The sequence below is a fragment of the Gordonia oryzae genome (assembly GCF_003797185.1).
GTDB lineage: Bacteria > Actinomycetota > Actinomycetes > Mycobacteriales > Mycobacteriaceae > Gordonia > Gordonia oryzae.
Genome location: NZ_RKMH01000003.1, coordinates 309,933 through 329,904, shown reverse-complemented (window position 1 = coordinate 329,904; position 19,972 = coordinate 309,933). Strand labels below are relative to the sequence as shown.

The following is a 19,972-nucleotide window of genomic DNA, read 5'->3' as shown; positions in this document are numbered from 1 at the left end:
GTGTCTGGATCGCTGCGGTCGTCGGATCGATGACCCTGACGAGTTGCCTCGACGTCGGTTCACTGAACCGACCCGACATTCCCGACGGCATCCCGCCCGCGCCCGGTGCGCAGCAGCCCTACATCGACATCGACCAATCGGGCCGGACCGCCGACGCCATGGCCGGCTGGGCTCGTCCCATCGCCGAGGGCACCGGCATTCCGCTGATCTCCCTCGAGGCGTACGGCAACGCCGCGGAGATCCAACGCCAACAGCATCCCGAGTGCGGGCTCGCGTGGACGACCCTCGCCGGCATCGCCGGCGTGGAAAGCAAACACGGTACCTACCGTGGCGCGCGTGTCGCCGCCAATGGTGATGTGTCGCCACCGATTCGGGGAGTGCCGCTCGACGGCACCCGCGGCAACATGGAGATCCCCGACACCGACCACGGCCGGCTCGACGGTGACGCCACCCACGACCGTGCGATGGGGCCCTTCCAGTTCATCCCGCAAACCTGGGAGCGTTACGGTGTCGACGCCAACGGTGACGGCAAGGCCGATCCGGACAACATCGACGATGCGGCGCTCTCGGCGGCCCGCTACCTGTGCGTCTCCTCCGGCGGGGACATGACCACAGCCGCTGGCTGGGAGAAGGCGGTCAAGGTCTACAACAACTCGATGGCCTACGTCATCGACGTACGCAACCACGCCAACGCTTACTCGGTCAACGTAGGCTACTGACGTCGCCGGTCCCTGGCGCAAAGCCATCGCAGAAGAATCGGGAGACATGCCCTAGGCTTTGTCGCGTACCCGTCGGCGCTCAAGAAGACGCCGACCCGTCCATCGAAAGGGGCGCAGCGTGGCAATCATCGAACAGGTGGGCGCGCGTGAAATTCTCGACTCACGCGGTAATCCCACTGTCGAGGTCGAGGTGCTGCTCGACGACGGCACCTTCACCCGGGCCGCGGTCCCGTCGGGCGCATCGACCGGCGAACACGAGGCGGTGGAGCTGCGTGACGGTGGCGATCGCTACAACGGCAAGGGCGTCACCAAGGCCGTCGAGAGCGTTCTCGGCGAGCTCGCCCCCGCGGTCATCGGCATCGACGCCGAAGAACAGCGACTCGTCGACCAGGCGCTCCTCGACTGCGATGGCACCCCCGACAAGGGCCGCGTCGGCGCCAACGCGATCCTCGGTGTCTCGCTCGCGGTGGCCAAGGGCGCTGCCGAATCGGCTGGGCTGCCGCTGTTCCGCTACGTCGGTGGACCCAACGCGCACATCCTGCCCGTGCCGATGATGAACATCATCAACGGCGGTGAGCACGCCGATAACGGCATCGATTTCCAGGAATTCATGATCGCGCCGGTCGGTGCCCCGACCTTCAAAGAAGCGCTGCGCTGCGGCGCCGAGGTCTACCACGCACTCAAGTCGGTCCTGCACAAGCAGGGTTTGAACACCGCGCTCGGTGACGAAGGTGGTTTCGCTCCCGACTTGCCCAACACCGAAGCCGCGATCGCGGTCATCGGCGAGGCCGTCGAGAAGGCCGGCTATGGCTTCGGCCGCGATGTGGTGATCGCGCTCGACGCCGCCTCGACCGAGTTCTTCTCGAACGGTGTGTACAAGCTCGAGGGCAAGGACTTCTCGTCCGACGAGATGGTGCCGTTCTACGAGAAGCTCATCACCGACTTCCCGATCGTCTCCATCGAGGACGGTCTGGCCGAGGACGACTGGGACGGTTGGGCCAAGCTCACCGAGGCCATCGGCGACCGCGTGCAGCTCGTCGGCGACGATTTGTTCGTCACCAACCCCGAGCGGCTCGAGGAGGGCATCTCCAAGGGCATCGCCAACGCGCTGTTGGTCAAGGTGAACCAGATCGGCAGCCTCACCGAGACCCTCGACGCCGTCACGCTGGCGCACCACAACAGCTACAAGACGATGATGAGCCACCGGTCCGGTGAGACCGAGGACACCACCATCGCCGATCTCGCCGTGGCCTGTGGCTGCGGTCAGATCAAGACCGGCGCACCAGCCCGTAGTGAACGTGTGGCCAAGTACAACCAACTGCTGCGTATCGAAGAGGGCCTCGGCGACGCGGCACGCTACGCCGGAGACCTCGCCTTCCCGCGGTTCTCGTTCGGTTCGTGATTAGCTAGGGCCCATGGCCGATGCCGATGGGCGTTTCAACTCCGAGCGCGACGGGCGTCGGCGGGCGAAGCGATCCACCAGGGATCCGCGTTCTGCCGAACGCGCCCGCCGTGCCCCTCGTCGCTCCGCGTCGTCGCGTCGTTCCCCGGTCTCGGTGATCGAGACCGGGGAACAGGAGATCCATCGCGACGACGTCGACCTGGTCGACGAGATCGGCGCCGACGCAAGCCCCGCCGACGCGGCCTTTGACGGCGCGCCCCGGCGGGTGTCGGCGCGGGGGAGTCGTACGCCGCGTCGTCGCCCCACCATCGCCGACTCCGTCACGGCGCGCATGCGCGGTCTCGACGCCAAACGCGCGGTCATCATGGCGCTGGTGATCGGCGTCGTCGCCATTGCGCTGGCGCCGTCGCTGCGCAATTACTACCAAGGCCGCTCGGAGTACAACCAGGTCGTCGCTTCCAACGAGCAGTTGCGCCATGAGGAGGCCTACTACCAGAAAAAGGTCAACGAGCAGGGCGACCCGGCATACAAGGAGGCTCAGGCGCGCGAGCGGTTGGGCATGGTGCGTCCAGGTGAGACCGGACTGGTGATGATGTACCCCGGCGACGCCGACAAGCAGGCCGCCGAACAGGCCGCGCAGAAGCATGCGGCCAATCCTTGGTACAGCAACCTCTGGGAATCGGTGGCCACGCCTCCCGACGGTCGGTGACCGGCGTTTTTCTCCCGGCCGCCTCTCGGCGGCTACTGTGACCACTCGTGAGCATCTCCTCCGACGATCTCGCGGTTGTCGCCGCCCAACTCGGCCGTGCGCCACGCGGTGTGATCGAGGTCAGCTACCGCACTCCCGACGGTGTTCCGGCCGTTATCAAGACCCGGCCCCGACTGCCTGACGGCACACCGTTCCCCACGCTGTACTACCTGACCGATCCGCGCCTCACGTCGGAGGCGAGTCGGCAGGAATCGGCCGGTGTCATGAAAGACATGACCGCGCGGCTGGCGACCGACGCACAGCTGGCCGCGGCCTATCGCGCCGCACACGAGTCCTATCTGGCCGAGCGCAATGAGATTGAGTCTCTCGGAACGGATTTCACCGGCGGCGGGATGCCCGACCGGGTCAAGTGTCTCCATGTGCTGATCGCGCATTCGCTGGCCACGGGTCCGGGGGTGAATCCGCTCGGCGACGAGTCGGTGGCATTGGCCGCGCAGGCCGGATTGCGCGGGACCGCCATTCCGGTCGACTGGCCGTCGGCGCCCGTCAACGAGAACGGAGATGTCGGATGAGTGTGGTCGCCGCCGTCGACTGCGGGACGAACTCGATTCGCCTGCTGGTCGCGCAGCCCGGGGAGACGACGCCGCTGACCGATATCCACCGGGAGATGCGGGTGGTTCGTCTCGGCCAGGGCGTGGACGCGACGGGGCAGTTCGCCGACGAGGCGATCGAGCGCACCCGCGTGGCCCTTGCCGACTACGTCGAGGTGATGATCGGCGCAGGAGTGGAGAAGGTGCGGATGGTCGCGACGTCGGCGACCCGTGACGCCGTCAACCGGGACCGGTTCTTCGCCATGACCGCGGAGTTACTCGGTTCGGTGGTGCCCGGGACGGTCGCCGAGGTCATCACCGGCGCCGAAGAAGCGCGACTGTCATTCCGCGGGGCTGTGGGAGAACTGCCCGCCGATCAGGGGCCGTTCGTGGTGACCGACCTCGGGGGCGGCTCGACAGAGGTCGTTGTGGGCGACGGCGATCGGGTCACCGCGGGCTTTTCCGCCGACGTCGGCTGTGTGCGCGTCACCGAACGTGCCCTGCCGTCCGACCCGCCCACCGCCGCCGAGGTTGCCGCCGCGCAGGGGTTCATCGCGGAGCGACTCGCCGAGGCGTTCGCGGCCGTCGACGTCTCGTCCGCGCGCACCTGGGTTGGGGTGGCGGGAACCCTGACGACGCTGTCGGCACTGCACCTCGGTCTCGCCGAATACGATTCCGACGCGATCCATCTGTCCCGGGTGGGGCGTGACGATCTCGACACCGTGTGCCGAGGACTGGTTGGCATGACACGTGCTGAGCGGGCGGCGATCGGCCCGATGCACCCAGGTCGCGTCGATGTCATCGGCGGCGGCTCGCTGGTGACGATGGAACTGGCCCGCCAATTGGCCCAGCGCGCCGGGATCACTGAACTCGTCGTCAGCGAACATGACATCCTCGACGGCATCGCGCTGGGTGTGCTCGACTAGGCCCACTAGCCCAGCACCCCGCCTACGGCGCTCGCCATTCCGCCGACGGCGCTCGCCACTGTGCCGACGGCGCTGGCTACTGTGCCGACGGCGCTGGCTACTGTGCCGACGGCGCTGGCTACTGTGCCGACGGCGCCTGGGTCAGATCAGCGAGAGCTGTTCGCCAGATCCGGGTTGCGCAAGGAGATGTTGTTGCAGGCCTCGCAGACGGTTTCGGGGATGATCCCGTTGCGCTGCAAGAGGCCGAAGACCACGCAACCCAGGCAGAGGCCGAGCGCGAATTCCAGTGTGGCAGCGACGATCAGGACGCCGACGACGATCTGGGCCGCGAGTCCGTAGCCGAGGAGGCTCAGCACGAGCGCGGTGGTGCTGAAGGCCAGTCCGATGCCCTGTGCGAACCGCTTCGGGGGTCCGGGAACGAGTTTGGTCTTGCGCCAGATCTTGGGGGCAATGACCCGCACCGAGAGCTGACCGAATGGCGACAGCGTGGGCCCGGACGCGACGCGCAGGGCGAACCCGATCGCCAGCAGCGCGTAGAGCGCCCAATGATTGACAACGATCGAGACGATTGCAAGCGCCACCACCAGGCCCGCGGTGGATCGCGCCGCGTAATCATTCACCGGGTTGGGGAAGGTGAACACCGAACGCACCGACACAAGATCCTCCTCTGACGTCTCCAACAGGAGTAAGTTACGCGACGCTCTGCTCGGAGTCACGGGTTGGGCTCATGACGAATGAAACCAAGGCATGGGGGCGCTGTGGACGTATTTCCGGGCGCTGTCGGCGATATGGCGGTAGCCCCGGTCACTCCTCGACCAGGGCTACCGGGCTCTCAAGGGGCGCGCCATCGGTATCGTCGGCGTCACGGTCATCGCCGCCGGAGTCCGGATCGGACTCGTCGAGATCCGGCGGGACCGCCGGCGCCTCGAGCGACCCTTCGAGGTTGAGTGGCTCTCGGTCCGACGTTGCCGACTCCTTGATCGCGGGAGCGTCGACGGAGTCCTCGGCATCGAGAGCGCCCTCGTCGTGGTCGTCGGCGAGTTCGGCGTCGAGGACGTGGTGCGACTCGTCCGCCTTGGCGCGTTGCGCCGCCTCCCGCATCTCGAAGCCGTCGGTGACGATCTCACCGATCTCCCGGGCCACACCGGCCACGGCGCTGGTGATGATGGTGGCGATCTGGCCGACATGGGTGGCGGTGGACTCCACCAGTTCCTGGATCAGATCCTTGTTGCGTTCGATGCGATCGACCACGGTGGATTCTCCTCGCTGGGTCGTGCGGGATGGTGACGCGCGCGGACGGCAAAGCCGAACGGGCGGCATCGACGGTGTGATTCCGACGATACCGCCCGTCTCGGGGCGACGCGATGGCTTGCTCAGGCGACCTCGGCCGGCTTGTGTCGGTCGATGATGACCGTCAGATCGTTGTCATCGCGGGTCATGAAGTTCGGCAGCGACAGCTTGGCGATCTTCTTCCAGGTCGACCCGAGCTGATGGCTCAGCGACCCGGTGTTGTACGGCAAACCGTAGCGCTCGCACACCTCGCGTACCTCGGCCGACATCGCCGGATACCGGCTGGCCGGGATGTCGGGGAAGAGGTGATGCTCGATCTGATGCGACAGGTTGCCACTCATGATGTGGAACAGCTGACTGCCGGTGATGTTGGCCGAGCCCAGCATCTGCCGCAGATACCACTGGCCGCGTGTCTCGTCGGCGCATTCCTCGGCGGTGAAAGTCTGTGCACCGGTGGGGAAGTGACCGCAGAAGATGATGGAGTACGCCCACACGTTGCGCACCAGATTGGCGGTCGCGTTGCCGAGCAGGGTCGGCACGAACATCGGGCCGCTGAGGGCGGGGAAGACGACGTAGTCCTTGAGAACCTGTCGACTTGCCTTGCGCCACATGCCCTTCACGAGGCCTTTGATGTCGCTCCACTTGCGCTTGCCGGCGACGATGTTCTCCGCCTCGAGATCGTGGAGCATCACGCCCCACTCGAACAGCAGCATCAGCGCGGTGGCGTAGCCGAGGTTGCCGAGATAGTAGGGGTTCCACTTCTGATCACGTGCCATCCGCAGGATGCCGTAACCGATGTCGCGATCCTCGCCGAGGATGTTGGTGAAGGTGTGGTGCAGATAGTTGTGGCTGTGCTTCCACTGATCGGCCGGACATACGTTGTCCCACTCGAATTCGCGAGAGTTGTAGGTGTCCTCACGCATCCAGTCGTACTGGCCGTGCATGACGTTGTGGCCGATCTCCATGTTGTCGAGGATCTTCGAGACCGACAGGGCGCCGACACCGGCGACCCACGCGGGCGGGAAGAACCCGAGGAACAACAGTGCGCGCCCTGCGAATTCGAGTCCACGCTGCGTACGGATGATCGAGTACAGGTACTCGCGATCCTTGGTACCGAGATCGGCGACCACGCGGGCCTTGATCTCGTCGAGCTCGCGGCCGAGTTGTTCGACCTGTGCGTAGGAGAGCCGCACGGTGTTGGGGTCTGCAACCTTGCGCAGCGCGAGCGGCGCGGCGGTCTCGGTCTCGGGTGTCTCGGTTTCGGGGGGAAGGATGTTGGTTGCCATGGGTGTCATACCTCGATTTCGACGTCGCCGACGGGTGCGTTGATGCACAGCTGGATCTGGGTGTCGGATTCGGTATCGGTCTCGCCGGTCAGCACGTTGCGGGTGCAGCCCGACTTCTTGATTGCGGTGCAGGAAAAGCAGATCCCCATCCGGCAGCCGGACTCGGGGCTCAGCCCCGCCGACTCGGCCTGGTCGAGGATCGTGCGACCGTCGTTGGTCGCCGAGGTGCCCGACGCGGTGAAGCTCAGTTCACCGTGGACGGGCTCATGGGGATCGATGGCCGCCGGCACGGCGAGGGTGAAGGCCTCGCTGTGCACACGGGCGTGCGGATGGGCGGTCTCGTAGTGGTCGAAGACCGCGTCCATCAGGGTCGCCGGCCCGCAGACGAAGACGTCCGCATCGTCGTGGTCGGCGATGCCCTCGAGGTGCGCGCCGGTGAAATGTCCGATGACGCCCTCGTCCATCCCGGCGTCCTCGGTACCGCGGGTGTAGTGCAGTCGCAGGTCCAGGTGAGGATGCACCGCGGCCAATGCGGTCAGTTCGGCGCGGTAGGCGAGGTCCGACGGTTTCCGGGCGTAGTGGACAAAGGTGACCGGCTCGTCATAGCCATTCGCAACGAGCGTACGCAGCATTGAGAGTGCAGGTGTAATGCCGCTACCGCCGCTGATGAACACCGGCGCACGTACCTCGGCAGGCAGGACGAAGTCGCCTGCAGCCTGCGAGAGGCCGTAGACGTCGCCCACCGCCGCGGTCTTGCGCAGGTATCGCGAGACCAGTCCGTCGTCGTGTGCGGTGATGGTCAGTTCGACGGTGCCCTCGGGTCCCGCGGCAGCGTTGGCGGGGGAGAAGCAACGGGTCTGGCGCACGCCCTCGACCACCACGCTGAGCTGGATGAATTGACCTGCCTCGTGTCCTTGCCACTGGCGCGTGGGGGCGAGGGTGAGCCGGACCGTTCGGTCGGTCGGACGCTCGACGCGGATCACTCGGGCGCGTAGGTCACGCCAGGTCAGCATCGGGTCGACCAGTTCGAGATAGCGGTCGACCGGATGCGGGGACATGGTCGCCTCGATGATCGAGGAGAACACTTCGGGAAGGCGGATGCTCATGGTGCAGGCTCCGTTCGTCTCACTCCGGTGAGTGAACATCTGTACTCCGAATAGTGTGGCATGTTTCCGGCCCGGTTCGTCAAGGGATCGGCGCAGTTCGTGATCGCGTCACAGCGCGCGAGAGCATGTGATGGACACCACGGCGAAGCGGTCGGAGCGCGCAGAGGTGGTGAGGGTGGCGGTTCGGGTACCGGTGCGGCGTCGGACACGCTCGGAGGACGGAACTCCGACGTGAGACAGGCGCCGACAACGCTGTTCGTGGCCAACCGCATCGAGATCGCGCTGCGGATGCTCCGAACGGCATCGGCACTCGGCCTGCGCACAGTCGCCATGTACTCCGTCGACGACGCGGACGCTCCGCACGTCAGAGCGGCCACCACGGCCGTCGCGCTTCCAGGTACCGCTCCCGCCGCCGATCTTGATGCCGGTGCGCGGGTGTCGGCCGCGTCCTCGGCCGGTGCGATGATGGTTCACCCCGGTTACGGGTTCCTCGGTGAGGATGCCGATTTTGCCGACGTGAGGAACTGCTGCGGGGTGCGTGCTACATCGAGGTCCGGGTCGTTGCCAGTCTCGATGCGGACGGCACGGTGCGGCGCTCGCGCTCGGTGACCGGGACTGTCAGGAGATCGGACCGGTCCACGTGCAGATTCGCAGCAGCGTCATCGACGTGCTCGTGCGCGACGACGCTGACGCCGTGGCCGGCGCGCGGCACTGCCTGTCCCTCCTTCCAGGGCAAACTTCACCGATGAAAAGCGCCCGATCCGCGATCGGCACGACGCGCGTCTTTTCGGAGAATCGCTTGCGCGCCTGCGGTATTCAGGCTGTTATCGATGGGATCGCCGATGTCGGATCGGTGCAGTGGCTGCGCCCGTCCACGGCCGCGGCATCGTCACCGCGTTGATCCGGGTCCAGGGTGTGGCGCACGGCCTGTTGGCCAGTTCGGTTCGACACCTCGGCGGGCGATCGACGCCGGGGCTGCCGACAAGGCCGACGAATATCTGGCGCTGTGCCATGCACACCGACTTCGGTCTTCGTCGCCGGTGCGAGATTGACCGTGCCGTTCGGCACCGCGATCCCGCGTAAGGGTTTACGGGGGCTCGGCTCGAAGGTCTACGAGCACGGTCAGGCGTTGCACCCGGCCACCACCTCGAACTCGACGACGTGATCGACCTGTCGACCACCACCCCGGGACCGGATTCGTCAGCTCGGGCGATCAGTCGAGCAGAGCACTGAGTGCCGTCGGCACACGGACGTGCGACCATCCGAGCGATGGCCGTGATTCCGTAGTCACTCGCAGATGATGAGGAAGAGACTCAGGTCACAGTTGACAGGCGAAACGATGTCACTCGCGGATCTACTCGGCCGCACGGCTCCGGTCACCGGCGCCGCTGCTTGGCTGCGGCATTACGACCAGTGACAGCGGCCAACACCTCGGCGACGCGGCACCTATCGGGCTTTCAGCGAGGCACTGCGCAGGACGGATTCCCTGCGCCCCAACCCCACCGCAGCCACCCGGGGACCACTCCACCGGCACCGTCGGTTTCTGCGGATGTGCAGCACTGCGATGCCCACGATGCGCTGCGTGATTCGCTGCGACGCCGGTTCGCTGATCTGCCGGCGCCGGACAACGGCTATCGCCACCGTGCCGGCCGGCCGAACTCGTCGCCCTGGCCCATCATCTTCCTGGCGGTAAGCGCAGGTGAGAGCGCTTCTGGCGGGTTCGGCGCGCCGTGGACCCGGCACCGGGGACACACTGCGATGTCCTAGACTCGGTTAGGTGACCCGCCGCCCCACTTCGCGTGCCCCGCGGCCTGCGGAACCGGAGAGCCGTGCCGATCGCAAGAACCGCACCCGACAGGCGTTGCTCGAGACCACGCTGGACCTGGTGAGTGAACGCAGCTTCGCCAGTATCAGTCTGCGGGAGGTCGCCCGCGGCGCGGGGATCGTCCCGACAGCGTTCTACCGGCACTTCGCGTCGATGGAGGATCTCGGCGTCACGCTCGTCGAGGACTCGATGCGGATTCTGCGCCGCACACTGCGCGAGGGCCGGCGCGACCTCGCTGCTCGTCAGGCGCTGCCGACGGCACAGAATTCGTTGGCGATCCTGCTGAGCCATGTGCACGAGCATGAGACCGATTACCGCTTCTTGATACGCGAGCAGCACGGCGGGGTCGCCGAAATCCGTCGCGCGATCGACACCGAATTGCGATTGTTCTCCAAGGAACTCGCCATCGACCTGTCGCGCATCCCCGATCTCTCGCAGTGGCAACCGCAAGACCTCGAACTGGCCGCCGAACTCATCGTCTCCATCATGCTGACCGCGGTGGCCGACCTGCTCGACGGTGAGCACCGCGGGCGCGATGTCGAGGCCGACATCGTGCACCGCACCGAGCGGCAACTGGTGATGGTGTTCCTTGGCATGGGGCAGTGGAAGAGCGGATAGGGGACGAGCGGGTGGGCCCCCGCCGGTGCGGAAGGGCGCCGGGCGAGTCGAGGGTTTTCGCGCGCGCCGATTTCAAGGGTGGGCCGCGCCGGCTTCTCGGGTGAGGATGGCCGACGTTGTCGCGCACCGAGTCGTCGGTGCGTCGCGTTCACACGACGAGCAGGAGACCCGTGTCCACCGAGAAGATCGCCGACGAGATCAAGTTCGCCTATTGGGTGCCCAATGTGTCCGGTGGGCTGGTGACCAGTGACATCGAGCAGCGGACCAGCTGGGACTACGAGTACAACGTCAGACTCGCGCAGACCGCCGAGAACAACGGCTTCGAGTACGCGCTGTCCCAGGTCCGTTACGAGGCGTCCTACGGTGCGGAGTTCCAGCACGAGTCCACCAGTTTCAGCCTCGCGCTGCTACTGGCCACCCAGCGACTCAAGCTGATCGCCGCCATCCACCCGGGTCTGTGGCATCCGGCCGTGCTCGCGAAGTTCGGCGCGACCGCCGACATCCTGTCGAACGGACGCTTTGCGATCAACGTGGTCAGCGGATGGTTCAAGGACGAGTTCACCCATCTCGGCGAGCCGTGGCTTGAGCACGACGAACGGTACCGTCGCAGCGCGGAATTTCTCCAGGTCATCCGCAAGATCTGGACCGAGGACAACGTCGACTTCCGTGGCGACTTCTATCGCATCCACGACTTCACCCTCAAGCCCAAGCCGCTCAACACCCCCGAGCGTCCCAATCCCGAACTGTTCCAGGGCGGTAACTCGACCGCGGCCCGCAACAACGGTGGCCGCTTCTCCGACTGGTACTTTTCCAACGGCAAGGACTTCGACGGCGTCACCGAGCAACTCGATGACCTGCGTGCCGTCGCACAGGCACACGAGCGTGAGGTGCGCTTCGGGCTGAACGGCTTCATCATCGCCCGCGACACCGAGGCTGAGGCCCGCGATACTCTGCGTGAGATTGTCGAGAAGGCGAATCGTCCTGCGGTGGAGGGCTTCCGGTCGGCGGTGCAGCAGGCGGGCAACTCCACCGGCAACAAGACCGGCATGTGGGCCGATTCTTCCTTCGAGGATCTCGTGCAGTACAACGACGGTTTCCGTACCCAGCTGATCGGCACGCCCGAGCAGGTCGCCGAGCGAATCGTGGCCTACAAACGTCTCGGCGTCGATCTCATCCTCGGTGGATTCCTGCATTTTCAGGAAGAGATCGAGTATTTTGGCGAGCGCGTCCTGCCCCTCGTTCGAGAGCTCGAAGCCGCGCAGCCCAGCACCGTCGGCTGAGATGAGCCTCACCGCTTCCGGCGTGCGGGCCGATCGAGGTGCCGCGCGGCTGGATTCGGCCGAGCGGGCCCGAGCCGCCGCGCACGCCCTCGCCGATCGGTTCGCCTCCGGCGCCGCCGAACGCGACGCGCAGCGTCGGCTGCCCCACGAGCAGATCGACGAGTTGTCAGCGAGCGGGCTGCTCGCCGTCACCGTGCCGGACCGATTCGGTGGGCCCGACCTGGCACCGAGCGTGGTCGCCGATGTGACCCGTATCCTCGCCGCCGCGGATCCCAACATCGCGCAGATTCCGCACAGTCACTTCGTCTATTTGAACCTATTGCGGCTCGCCGCGTCGGAAGAGTTGGCACGCAAGCACTTCGACGCCGTGTTGCGCGGCGGCCGGGTGGCCAACGCGCAATCTGAACGCGGTGGAACGACGATCGCCGACATCTCCACGACGCTCGTAGCCGACGGTCCTGGTCGGTTCCGTCTCGACGGCGAGAAGTTCTATGCCACGGGCTCGTTGTTCGCCGACACGCTGGCCGTGCTGGCCCGTCACGACGCCGACGAACACCTCGACGGCGGTGAGTACGTGGCGTTCATCCCCGCCGACGCGCCCGGGGTGGAGCTCGTCGACGACTGGGATGCCTTGGGGCAGAAGACTACCGGCTCGGGGACGGTGCGGCTGCGGGGTGTCGCCGTCGATGTCGCAGACCTCGTCGCTCGTGCGCCCGCGGTCTCCCGGCCCACCGGATACGGTGCGTTCGCGCAGTTGCTGCACGTCGCGATCGACGTCGGCATCGCACGCGGCGCCCTCGACACCGCCGCCGAGTTCGCCCGCACCAGTGCCCGACCGTGGTTCGAGGCCGGTGTCGAGCGGGCCGTCGAGGATCCGCTGTTGGTGCAACGATTCGGGGAGCTCGGCGTCGACCTCATCACCGCCGAGGCGACCCTCGACGCCGCCGGGCGTGCGGTCGACCGGGCTACCGGGTTCGCTCCGTACGAGACCGCCACCGCCGACGGAGCCGGCCACGACGCACATGCGGACGCCGTCGCCGACGCGTCGATCGCGGTGGCCGCGGCCAAGGTCGTCGCCGACCGCGTGGCCACCGGCATCGCGTCGGCGCTGTTCGAGGTGGGCGGCACTCGCAGCGCTGCTGGTGGCACGGGCCTGGATCGCTTCTGGCGCAATGCCCGAACGCACACCCTGCACGATCCGGTGCGCTGGAAGCTGCAGCACATTGGACGCAAGGTTCTGCGTGCGGAGAACCCGCCCGTACACGGTGTCATCTGAGCGAATGAATTGTCGCTGAGACGATCGCGAGGTCGTTCTTCCGGACCGCCGACGACCGTCGATTTGTCGGTGTGCACCGTTATGCTCACAGGATGTCAACCAGTCGCGCCAACACCCAGTTCGGGCCGTATCGCCTGGACGAGTTGCTGGGTCGGGGCGGGATGGGTGAGGTCTACCGGGCCTACGACACCACCAAGGACCGCGAGGTTGCGCTCAAACTGCTCAATCCCGGCCTCGCCGACGACGCCGTCTACCAGCAACGGTTCCGCCGCGAATCCCACGCCGCCGCGCGGCTCGGCGAACCCCACGTCATCCCGATCCACGACTGGGGAGAGATCGACGGTGTGTTGTTCATCGACATGCGACTCGTCTCGGGTGAGGATCTGCGCGCGCTGTTGCGGCGTGAGCATGCGCTCGCCCCGGCACGGGCGGTCAGCATCATCGAGCAGGTGGCCTCGGCACTCGACGCCGCCCACGCCGACGGTCTGGTGCATCGCGACATCAAACCCGAGAACATCCTGATCGCGCAGAACGACTTCGCCTATCTCGTGGACTTCGGTATCGCCCACGGTTCCGACGACACCCACCTCACGCAGGCCGGCACCGCCATCGGGTCGATCGCGTACATGGCTCCGGAACTGTTCGATGCCGTCCCGGTGAGTATCGCCAGCGATATCTACGCACTCACCTGTGTCCTGTTCGAAAGCCTCGCCGGGCGTGTGCCGCATCCCGCCGACACGATCAGCTCGGCGATCAAGGCCGCGGTCATGTCCCCGCCTCCCGCACCGAGCAGCGTCAACGCCGAGGTGCCCCGGGCGATGGACGCGGTCATCAGCCGCGGACTGGCACCGGAGCCGGCGCGACGCTACGGCAGTGCCACCGAACTGGCCTCCGCGGCCCGCGCCGCTCTGACCGGCGAGGCCGGTGACGGCACGACGACGATCGTCCCGACCGCCATGCCCGGACAACCCGGCCCGAACCTGCGCAAGCCGGCCCCGCCGACCGTGCTCGGTACCGCCGCGGAGAACGACGAGGCGATGCGCGCCACCCAGATCCGACCGTCGGCGCCCATCGGGCCGATCGGCGGTGGGAGCGCAGCTACTCTGTCTGAGTCCCACAACTATTCAGGGCCCCACAACTATTCGGGACCCCAGAACTACTCCGGACCCCAGAATCTGTCGGGGCCGCAACAGTTCTCGGGCCCGCAGGTGCCCGGCGGCATGCCCCCGGGGTACCCGCCGTACGGGCAACCCGGCTATGCCGAACCGCGGCGGGACCGTTCGCTGGTCGTCGCGGTCACCGCCGTGATCGTGGTGGCCGTCCTCGGTCTGCTCGGCGTCGGCGCGTACTGGTTGTTCACGCGTAATTCGGGTGACGACTCGACGGCGCAGTCACCGACGACGACCACGATCACCGCGGCCCCGCCGATCACCAACCAGCCGACGGTGACCGCCGCGCCGTCGTTCCCGCCCAATGCGGTTCCGTGCGACGCGACGTCGGCGATCGGCTCGCAGGTGACCAGCTGTTCGTTCGCGCAGGCGGTGCGAGATGCTTACCACAACTCGGGCCCCTACGGTCAGTCACGAGCGGTGGTCGCCTACAGCCCGGTCACCGCGCAGGCCTACACGATGGTGTGTGCCCCGCAGGGTTCGGCGGTGGTGTGTCAGGGTGGCAACAACGCCGTGGTCTATGTCCTGCCGTGATGGCGGGGTCCCCCGCGTGCCCTCGTGGCAGGCGGCGCCGACCGGTGACTGGGAAATGCAGGTGAGGGGAGTGTCGATGGGGAAGCGACGTGGCCGGGCGGTGAGCGTGTGGGTCGCCGGCGCGGCGCTTGCCATTGCCGGGGCGATGGTGATGACCGGCTGCGCGACCGGTGAGTCGTCGGCCCCGCGATCCACGGTCACCGTGTACGCCTCGTCAACGACCTCGGCCGCGGCGTCGGCTTCGTCGACGCCGCCCAGCGCCGGCGCGAATCCCGCGCTGGCCGCTGGATTCCGCCGCGTCGCCGCCGGGACGGGACTGCGGGTGGGCATTGCGGTCGCTCCGGTCGGCCCGAACGCGACAGCGAGCCTGCTGTTCGGGGACCGCGATCCCGGTGTGGCGTGGTCGACGATCAAGGTGCCGCTCGCCGTGGCCGCCGAACGTGAGAACGGGACGTCCTCGTCGGAGCGCGACGCCATCATCAACTCCGACAACCAAGCGGCCGAACAACTCTGGGCGTCACTCGGTAGTGATACCGAGGCGTCGGCCAAGGTGACCGCGGTACTGCGCGAGGGCGGCAACCCGAACGCTGTGGTGCCCTCGCAGCAGTTGCGTTCGGGCTTCACGATCTTCGGGCAGACCCGCTGGACGCTGCCGGACGCGGCGACCTTCGCCGGGCATCTGCCGTGCATGCCGGGCACCGGTCACGTGCTCTCGCTGATGGGCCAGGTCGCCGGCAACCAGCAGTGGGGTGTGGAGATCATGCAGATTCCGAAGGCCACCGCCGTCAAAGGTGGATGGGGCCCTGGCGTCGACGGGGCCTACCTGGTGCGGCAGATCGGCGTCCTCACCTACCGCGACGGTCAGCAGAGTGCGGTGGCGATGAGCGCCGTCGGAGGGTCGATGTCGTCGGGGACCGCGGCGCTCAACGCTCTCGGCAATTGGCTGAACCAGAACATCGCTGCACTGCCGCGCGGCCGCTGCCGCTGACCCGGAGCGCAGTTCGACGTCGATTGTTCGGCGCAGGTGTCCCGGTCACGGCCCGCACACGGTGCGGTCTCGGTTGATCGGCCGGCCACGTGGTGGTGCCCAGACGGCGGTTAGAGTTCTTGATGTTACTGAAGTGACCCAGGAGGCCTGTGTGGCGTTGTGGAAACGATGGACCGTGGCGTGTGCGACGAGTCTGGTGGTGGCGAGCGCCGGTCTCGCCGCAGCGGGCGTGGCAGGAGCCGCCCCGCTGCCGTTCTCCGTTCCGGCGACGCCCGCGTTACCGCCCCTGCCCGAGCCGTTGCGGACGTGGCTAACCCCGCCCGTGCCGTCACGAGAGGCGTTGACCAAATCCTTTGCGTCGTTCCAGAAGTCACTCGCCACCACTACCCCGGGCGCGATCGGTCTCGCTCTCGCACCGGTCGGATCGGACTCGGTGATCTCGGTGGGCACCTTCACCACAGGACGGGCGTGGTCGACGCTGAAGGTCCCGGTGTCGCTGGCCGCCGAACGTCGGCTCGGCTCGGCGGTGCTCGACGACGAGACCAACGCCATCACTGTGTCCGACAACGACGCCGCAGGGGATCTCTGGACGCAGCTCGGTCCCGGCGCGACGCCGGTCGACGCAGTGACTGCGGTCCTGCGCGAAGGCCACGACCTCAACACCCATGTCAGCTCGCAGCTCGACTCGGCGACGTCCTACCCCGGGTACACCATGTGGGCGCTGGCCGATCAGGCGATCTTTGGGGCACATCTGCCCTGTATGCCCGGTACTGATCGGCTGTTGGCCTTGATGGGTGCGGTCGGACCCAACCAGCGATGGGGCGTGGCCAACCTCGCCCGGACCAACCAGAAGGTGAGCGCCACGGCCGTGAAGGGCGGCTGGGGCCCGGGCACCGGGACGTCGTCGGCGTTTTTGGTCCGTCAACTGGGCATCATCACCGTTCCCGGTGGTCAGGTGGCAGTGTCGATGGCCGCCGTCCCGCGTAGCGGCAAGTTCTCCGATGGCACCACCATGCTCACCAAGATCGGCGAGTGGATCGGACGCAATCTCTCCGCCGTCCCCACCGGACGGTGCGGCGTGGGCTGATCTCGCGCTCTGGTGCGCTGAGTCAGTCCGGCATCGAGTGCCGGCCGGTGCGCGGCGGTTCCGGTGCGCGACGTGGCGGCGGATCTGGAGCGCGACGTGGCGGCGGTTCCGGTGCGCGTCGTGGCGGCGGCTCTGGAGTGCGCCGCGGTGGCGGTTGGTGGATCGGCGACTCCTGGATTGGGTTCTGTGGTGCAGGTGCCTGTCGTGACTCGGTGTCCGGTGCGTCGGGGGCGTCGGCGCCGTCGGCGGCGGCGCGCGCACCCGACGGTCGGGCCAGGGCTGCAGCGATGCCTGTGGTGAGCGGCACCGACAGTGCGATGGCGATACCGCCGACAAACGATCGCGCCAACTCGACGGCGACGGTATCGCTGGTCAGCAGCGAACCGAACGGCTGGCGGGCCACCGAGAACAACAGCAAGAGTGGCAAAGCGCTACCGGCATAGGCGAACACCAGCGTGTAGACGGTAGACGCGATGTGATCGCGTCCCACCCGCATAGCCGCGCGGAAGGTGGCCAGGCGACTCGGCTCCCCGGCCGCGGCGAGTTCGAAGGCGGCCGACGCCTGGGTGATCGTCACGTCGTTGAGCACACCGAGCGTACCGATGATGAAACCGGCGAGTAGCAGACCGCTGACCGAGATGCCCCCCTGGTAGACCTGCAGATTCGTCGTCTGATCGCTGGAGAGTCCGGTGAGGTTCATGGTGGTGATCGACGCCCAGCTCAACATCCCGGCCAGCAGCAACGACATCAGCGTTCCGAGCAGGGCCGAACTCGTCCGCATGCTGATGCCGTGCGCGAGGTAGAGCACGACAAACAGAATGGCCGCCGAACTGACCACCGCGACCGCCACCGGCGATTCGCCGTCGAGGATGGCGGGCAGGGTGAAGGCCCCGAGCACGACGAAGGCGAAGACGAGACCGATCAACGACCGCAACCCGCGCCACGCGGCGACGAGAATGATCGCACCCGCGAACAGGACCGCCCACACAATCGTCGAGCTGGTCCGACCGAAGTCGAAGAACGTGTAGCGGGGTTGGCCGTCGGGGCCGGGCGTGGTGCTCATCCGGACCGCGTCGCCGATGTGCAGGGTCGGTTGACCTGGCTGTGGATCGTCGGGTGCGCCGAGAGTTTGCGCGGATGAGTCGGGCCCACTGCCGGATTGCGCCCGATTGGTGGGTACCTCCAGCAGTGTGTACTTCCCGGAATCGGCGCCCGAGGTTATCGACACGACGGTCTCGATGCATGGTCCGGTGCCTGCGCCGGAGATCGGGATGTCGGCGGTGTCGGCGATCGTGCCGACCATCTGATTCAGGCAATCACCACGGGTCTGGCTGACGATCTTGCCGTCGACGGCGTGGATCGCGCCGCCGTCGGCGCCCCGGAACTGTGCGGGGATCGGATGCTCACCCCCCGAGGGCCACAGCAGCACGATTCCGGCGATCATCGCCAGCCCGAACATACTCAGAGCACCGATGACGATGCGTCGGGCCATCGGTGTCAGGTCGGCGGCGATGTCGTTGAGGGAATGGGAGTGACTGTGGCCGTGACCGTTTCGTGGCGCTCGTCGCCTTCGGGCGGCTTTGTTGGGACTGTCGGGCGTCGCGCCGCGCTCGCTGCTCACCACGCCACCCTATGACGCGGGCACCGCGTCATGGGCGAAAGACGTCGTTGCCGGGCGACGACTATCGGGTCGGCACCGGCCCACGCGCGGCCGCGCGCACCGAGTCGTCGATGGTCGAGTTCGCGCCGCCGACACGGAACGAAGCACCCCGATGATTGTCGGGAAGCAGATCACCACGCCCGAACAGCTTGTGACGCAACGTACCCGGCGTGTACTGGCGACGATAGACCCCGCGACGCTCCAGGGCTGGGATGACGTGGGCGACGATGTCGGCGAAAGACCCGGGTGTGACAGCGTAGGCTACATTGAAGCCGTCGACGTCGGTGTCGTCGACCCAGCCCTGTAGGGCCTCGGCGATGTCATCACCCGACCCGATGAGCACCGGTCCCATCCCGCCGATGCCACCCCATGCGGCGATGTCGCGGACCGCCCACTCGTGGCCCGATTCGTCCGCCTGGGCGAAGGCGGCAACGGCGGACTGGATGGCATTGCTATGCACGTTGCCGATGGGTTCGTCGAGATCGTAGGAGGACAGGTCCAGGCCCATCCATCCCGACATGAACACCAGCGACCCCTCGTCGCTGGCGTAGCGCCGATACTCGGCTGCCTTCTCACGGGCGGCCTCGGTCGTCGAGTCGGTGATGATGGTCAACAAAGTGTAGATGCGGGCGTCGTAGGGGTCGCGGCCGGCGGCGACGAGTTCCTCTCTGATCTTCGACACCACCTCGCGCAGAATCTTTTTGGTGGGCGCGGCGACGAAGATGGCCTCGGCGTTGGCCGCGGCGAACCGGCGGCCGCGCACCGACGCGCCGGCCTGGTAGATCACTGGACTGCGTTGTGGGGACGGCTCGGACAGATGGATGCCGGGCACCGTGAAGTGCTCTCCGCGGTGACCGATGTGATGCACTCTGTCGGGGTCGGCGAACACCCCCGCGGCACGGTCACGGCGCACCGCGCCGGATTCCCAGGAGCCCTCCCATAGTTTGTAGAGGACGGTCAGGTACTCGTCGGCGTGGTCGTAGCGGCTGTCGTGCTCGAGTTGATCGGCGGCGCCCATGTTACGGGCCGCCGACGGCAGGTAGCCGGTGACCACATTCCAGCCGAGCCGGCCGCGCGTCAGGTGGTCCAGCGTCGACAGCCGTCGGGCGAACGGGTAGGGATGCTCGAATCCCGTGCCGGTGGTGATCCCGAATCCGAGATGTTCGGTCGCATACGCCATCGCCGACACCAACAACAGTGGATCGTTGACGGGGATCTGTGCCCCTTGCCGGATCGCGGCCTCGTCGGTCCCGCCGTAGACGTCATAGGTGCCGAGGACATCGGCGATGAACAGGCCGTCGAATCCGCCGCTCTCCAACAGGATCGCCAGGTCGACCCAATAGTCGAGAGTGGTGTAATCCCACGAGCGGTCATCGGGGTGGCGCCACAGCCCGGGGGATTGGTGCGCAACACAATTCATGTCGAACGCGTTGAACCGGATCGGACGCCGATGCAGGGACGAGGCAGGGTCGGACACCCCGCCCATGGTGGTCATGGCGAGTGCCGG

19 protein-coding genes are annotated in these 19,972 nt (G+C 67.0%); 13 read left to right on the top strand and 6 right to left on the bottom strand.

Going from position 1 to position 19,972, the window contains the following annotated elements; genetic code table 11:
- Window positions 1-29: 29 nt before the first annotated feature.
- From EF294_RS05740 to EF294_RS05720, 5 genes are all read left to right on the top strand, one after another.
- The gene (locus EF294_RS05740; RefSeq protein ID WP_123926743.1) at window positions 30-719 is read left to right on the top strand and encodes a lytic transglycosylase domain-containing protein; all 690 of its coding nucleotides are present in this window, start codon (window positions 30-32) and stop codon (window positions 717-719) included.
- Window positions 720-837: 118 nt separating this feature from the next.
- The gene (eno, locus tag EF294_RS05735; protein WP_123926565.1) at window positions 838-2,121 is read left to right on the top strand and encodes a phosphopyruvate hydratase; all 1,284 of its coding nucleotides are present in this window, start codon (window positions 838-840) and stop codon (window positions 2,119-2,121) included.
- 13 nt (window positions 2,122-2,134) lie between these two features.
- The gene (locus EF294_RS05730) at window positions 2,135-2,830 is read left to right on the top strand and encodes an FtsB family cell division protein (protein WP_123926563.1); all 696 of its coding nucleotides are present in this window, start codon (window positions 2,135-2,137) and stop codon (window positions 2,828-2,830) included.
- 47 nt (window positions 2,831-2,877) lie between these two features.
- Window positions 2,878-3,402 (top strand): DUF501 domain-containing protein, encoded by a 525-nt coding sequence (locus EF294_RS05725; RefSeq protein WP_123926561.1) that lies wholly within the window; start codon window positions 2,878-2,880, stop codon window positions 3,400-3,402.
- A complete protein-coding gene (locus EF294_RS05720) occupies window positions 3,399-4,346 on the top strand; it encodes a Ppx/GppA phosphatase family protein (RefSeq protein WP_123926558.1) in 948 nt (315 codons plus the stop codon). Before EF294_RS05725 ends, EF294_RS05720 begins: the two co-directional genes overlap by 4 nt.
- Window positions 4,347-4,492: 146 nt before the next feature.
- Here EF294_RS05720 and EF294_RS05715 read toward each other — a convergent pair whose 3' ends face one another.
- The 4 genes from EF294_RS05715 to EF294_RS05700 form a co-directional block, all read right to left on the bottom strand.
- A complete protein-coding gene (locus EF294_RS05715; protein WP_123926740.1) occupies window positions 4,493-5,002 on the bottom strand; it encodes a DUF4395 domain-containing protein in 510 nt (169 codons plus the stop codon).
- 148 nt (window positions 5,003-5,150) lie between these two features.
- On the bottom strand, window positions 5,151-5,597 hold the full coding sequence (locus tag EF294_RS05710; RefSeq protein ID WP_123926555.1) for a hypothetical protein: 447 nt from the start codon (window positions 5,595-5,597) through the stop codon (window positions 5,151-5,153).
- Window positions 5,598-5,719: 122 nt separating this feature from the next.
- Entirely contained in the window at window positions 5,720-6,922 is a 1,203-nt protein-coding gene (locus tag EF294_RS05705; RefSeq protein ID WP_123926553.1) for a fatty acid desaturase family protein, read from the bottom strand.
- 5 nt (window positions 6,923-6,927) lie between these two features.
- Window positions 6,928-8,028 carry a ferredoxin reductase gene (locus tag EF294_RS05700; protein WP_123926551.1) on the bottom strand — a complete coding sequence of 367 codons (1,101 nt, stop codon included), beginning with the start codon at window positions 8,026-8,028 and terminating at the stop codon, window positions 6,928-6,930.
- Between the two features lie 231 nt (window positions 8,029-8,259).
- Between EF294_RS05700 and EF294_RS05695 the strand changes: the two genes are divergently transcribed.
- The 8 genes from EF294_RS05695 to EF294_RS05655 all read left to right on the top strand — a co-directional run bounded on the left by EF294_RS05695 (window position 8,260) and on the right by EF294_RS05655 (window position 16,805).
- A complete protein-coding gene (locus EF294_RS05695) occupies window positions 8,260-8,637 on the top strand; it encodes a biotin carboxylase N-terminal domain-containing protein (protein ID WP_425459399.1) in 378 nt (125 codons plus the stop codon).
- Between the two features lie 31 nt (window positions 8,638-8,668).
- The gene (locus tag EF294_RS05690) at window positions 8,669-8,929 is read left to right on the top strand and encodes a hypothetical protein (RefSeq protein WP_123926549.1); all 261 of its coding nucleotides are present in this window, start codon (window positions 8,669-8,671) and stop codon (window positions 8,927-8,929) included.
- Between the two features lie 876 nt (window positions 8,930-9,805).
- The gene (locus EF294_RS05680) at window positions 9,806-10,471 is read left to right on the top strand and encodes a TetR family transcriptional regulator (RefSeq protein ID WP_123926542.1); all 666 of its coding nucleotides are present in this window, start codon (window positions 9,806-9,808) and stop codon (window positions 10,469-10,471) included.
- Between the two features lie 170 nt (window positions 10,472-10,641).
- On the top strand, window positions 10,642-11,751 hold the full coding sequence (sfnG, locus tag EF294_RS05675; RefSeq protein WP_123926539.1) for a dimethylsulfone monooxygenase SfnG: 1,110 nt from the start codon (window positions 10,642-10,644) through the stop codon (window positions 11,749-11,751).
- A 1-nt stretch (window position 11,752) separates the two neighbouring features.
- Window positions 11,753-13,027 (top strand): SfnB family sulfur acquisition oxidoreductase, encoded by a 1,275-nt coding sequence (locus tag EF294_RS05670; protein ID WP_123926536.1) that lies wholly within the window; start codon window positions 11,753-11,755, stop codon window positions 13,025-13,027.
- A 92-nt stretch (window positions 13,028-13,119) separates the two neighbouring features.
- Window positions 13,120-14,730 carry a serine/threonine-protein kinase gene (locus tag EF294_RS05665; RefSeq protein WP_123926533.1) on the top strand — a complete coding sequence of 537 codons (1,611 nt, stop codon included), beginning with the start codon at window positions 13,120-13,122 and terminating at the stop codon, window positions 14,728-14,730.
- Window positions 14,731-14,806: 76 nt separating this feature from the next.
- A complete protein-coding gene (locus tag EF294_RS05660; protein WP_425459398.1) occupies window positions 14,807-15,718 on the top strand; it encodes a serine hydrolase in 912 nt (303 codons plus the stop codon).
- Window positions 15,719-15,869: 151 nt separating this feature from the next.
- Window positions 15,870-16,805 carry a serine hydrolase gene (locus EF294_RS05655; protein ID WP_123926734.1) on the top strand — a complete coding sequence of 312 codons (936 nt, stop codon included), beginning with the start codon at window positions 15,870-15,872 and terminating at the stop codon, window positions 16,803-16,805.
- 22 nt (window positions 16,806-16,827) lie between these two features.
- Here EF294_RS05655 and EF294_RS05650 read toward each other — a convergent pair whose 3' ends face one another.
- Window positions 16,828-18,429: a YibE/F family protein gene (locus EF294_RS05650; RefSeq protein ID WP_123926530.1), complete on the bottom strand. Its 1,602-nt coding sequence runs from the start codon at window positions 18,427-18,429 to the stop codon at window positions 16,828-16,830.
- A 58-nt stretch (window positions 18,430-18,487) separates the two neighbouring features.
- Window positions 18,488-19,951, bottom strand: a complete 1,464-nt coding sequence (locus EF294_RS05645; protein ID WP_123926731.1) for an LLM class flavin-dependent oxidoreductase — start codon at window positions 19,949-19,951, stop codon at window positions 18,488-18,490.
- Between the last annotated feature and the right edge of the window lie 21 nt (window positions 19,952-19,972).

Bases quoted from the DNA above. Each gene is read 5' to 3' on its own strand.
- EF294_RS05740 (WP_123926743.1), top strand. From the start codon at position 30: ATGACCCTGACGAGTTGCCTCGACGTCGGTTCACTGAACCGACCCGAC.
- EF294_RS05700 (WP_123926551.1), bottom strand. From the start codon at position 8,028: ATGAGCATCCGCCTTCCCGAAGTGTTCTCCTCGATCATCGAGGCGACC.
- EF294_RS05645 (WP_123926731.1), bottom strand. From the start codon at position 19,951: ATGGGCGGGGTGTCCGACCCTGCCTCGTCCCTGCATCGGCGTCCGATC.
- EF294_RS05730 (WP_123926563.1), top strand. From the start codon at position 2,135: ATGGCCGATGCCGATGGGCGTTTCAACTCCGAGCGCGACGGGCGTCGG.
- EF294_RS05705 (WP_123926553.1), bottom strand. From the start codon at position 6,922: ATGGCAACCAACATCCTTCCCCCCGAAACCGAGACACCCGAGACCGAG.
- EF294_RS05665 (WP_123926533.1), top strand. From the start codon at position 13,120: ATGTCAACCAGTCGCGCCAACACCCAGTTCGGGCCGTATCGCCTGGAC.
- EF294_RS05660 (WP_425459398.1), top strand. From the start codon at position 14,807: ATGGGGAAGCGACGTGGCCGGGCGGTGAGCGTGTGGGTCGCCGGCGCG.
- EF294_RS05720 (WP_123926558.1), top strand. From the start codon at position 3,399: ATGAGTGTGGTCGCCGCCGTCGACTGCGGGACGAACTCGATTCGCCTG.
- EF294_RS05670 (WP_123926536.1), top strand. From the start codon at position 11,753: ATGAGCCTCACCGCTTCCGGCGTGCGGGCCGATCGAGGTGCCGCGCGG.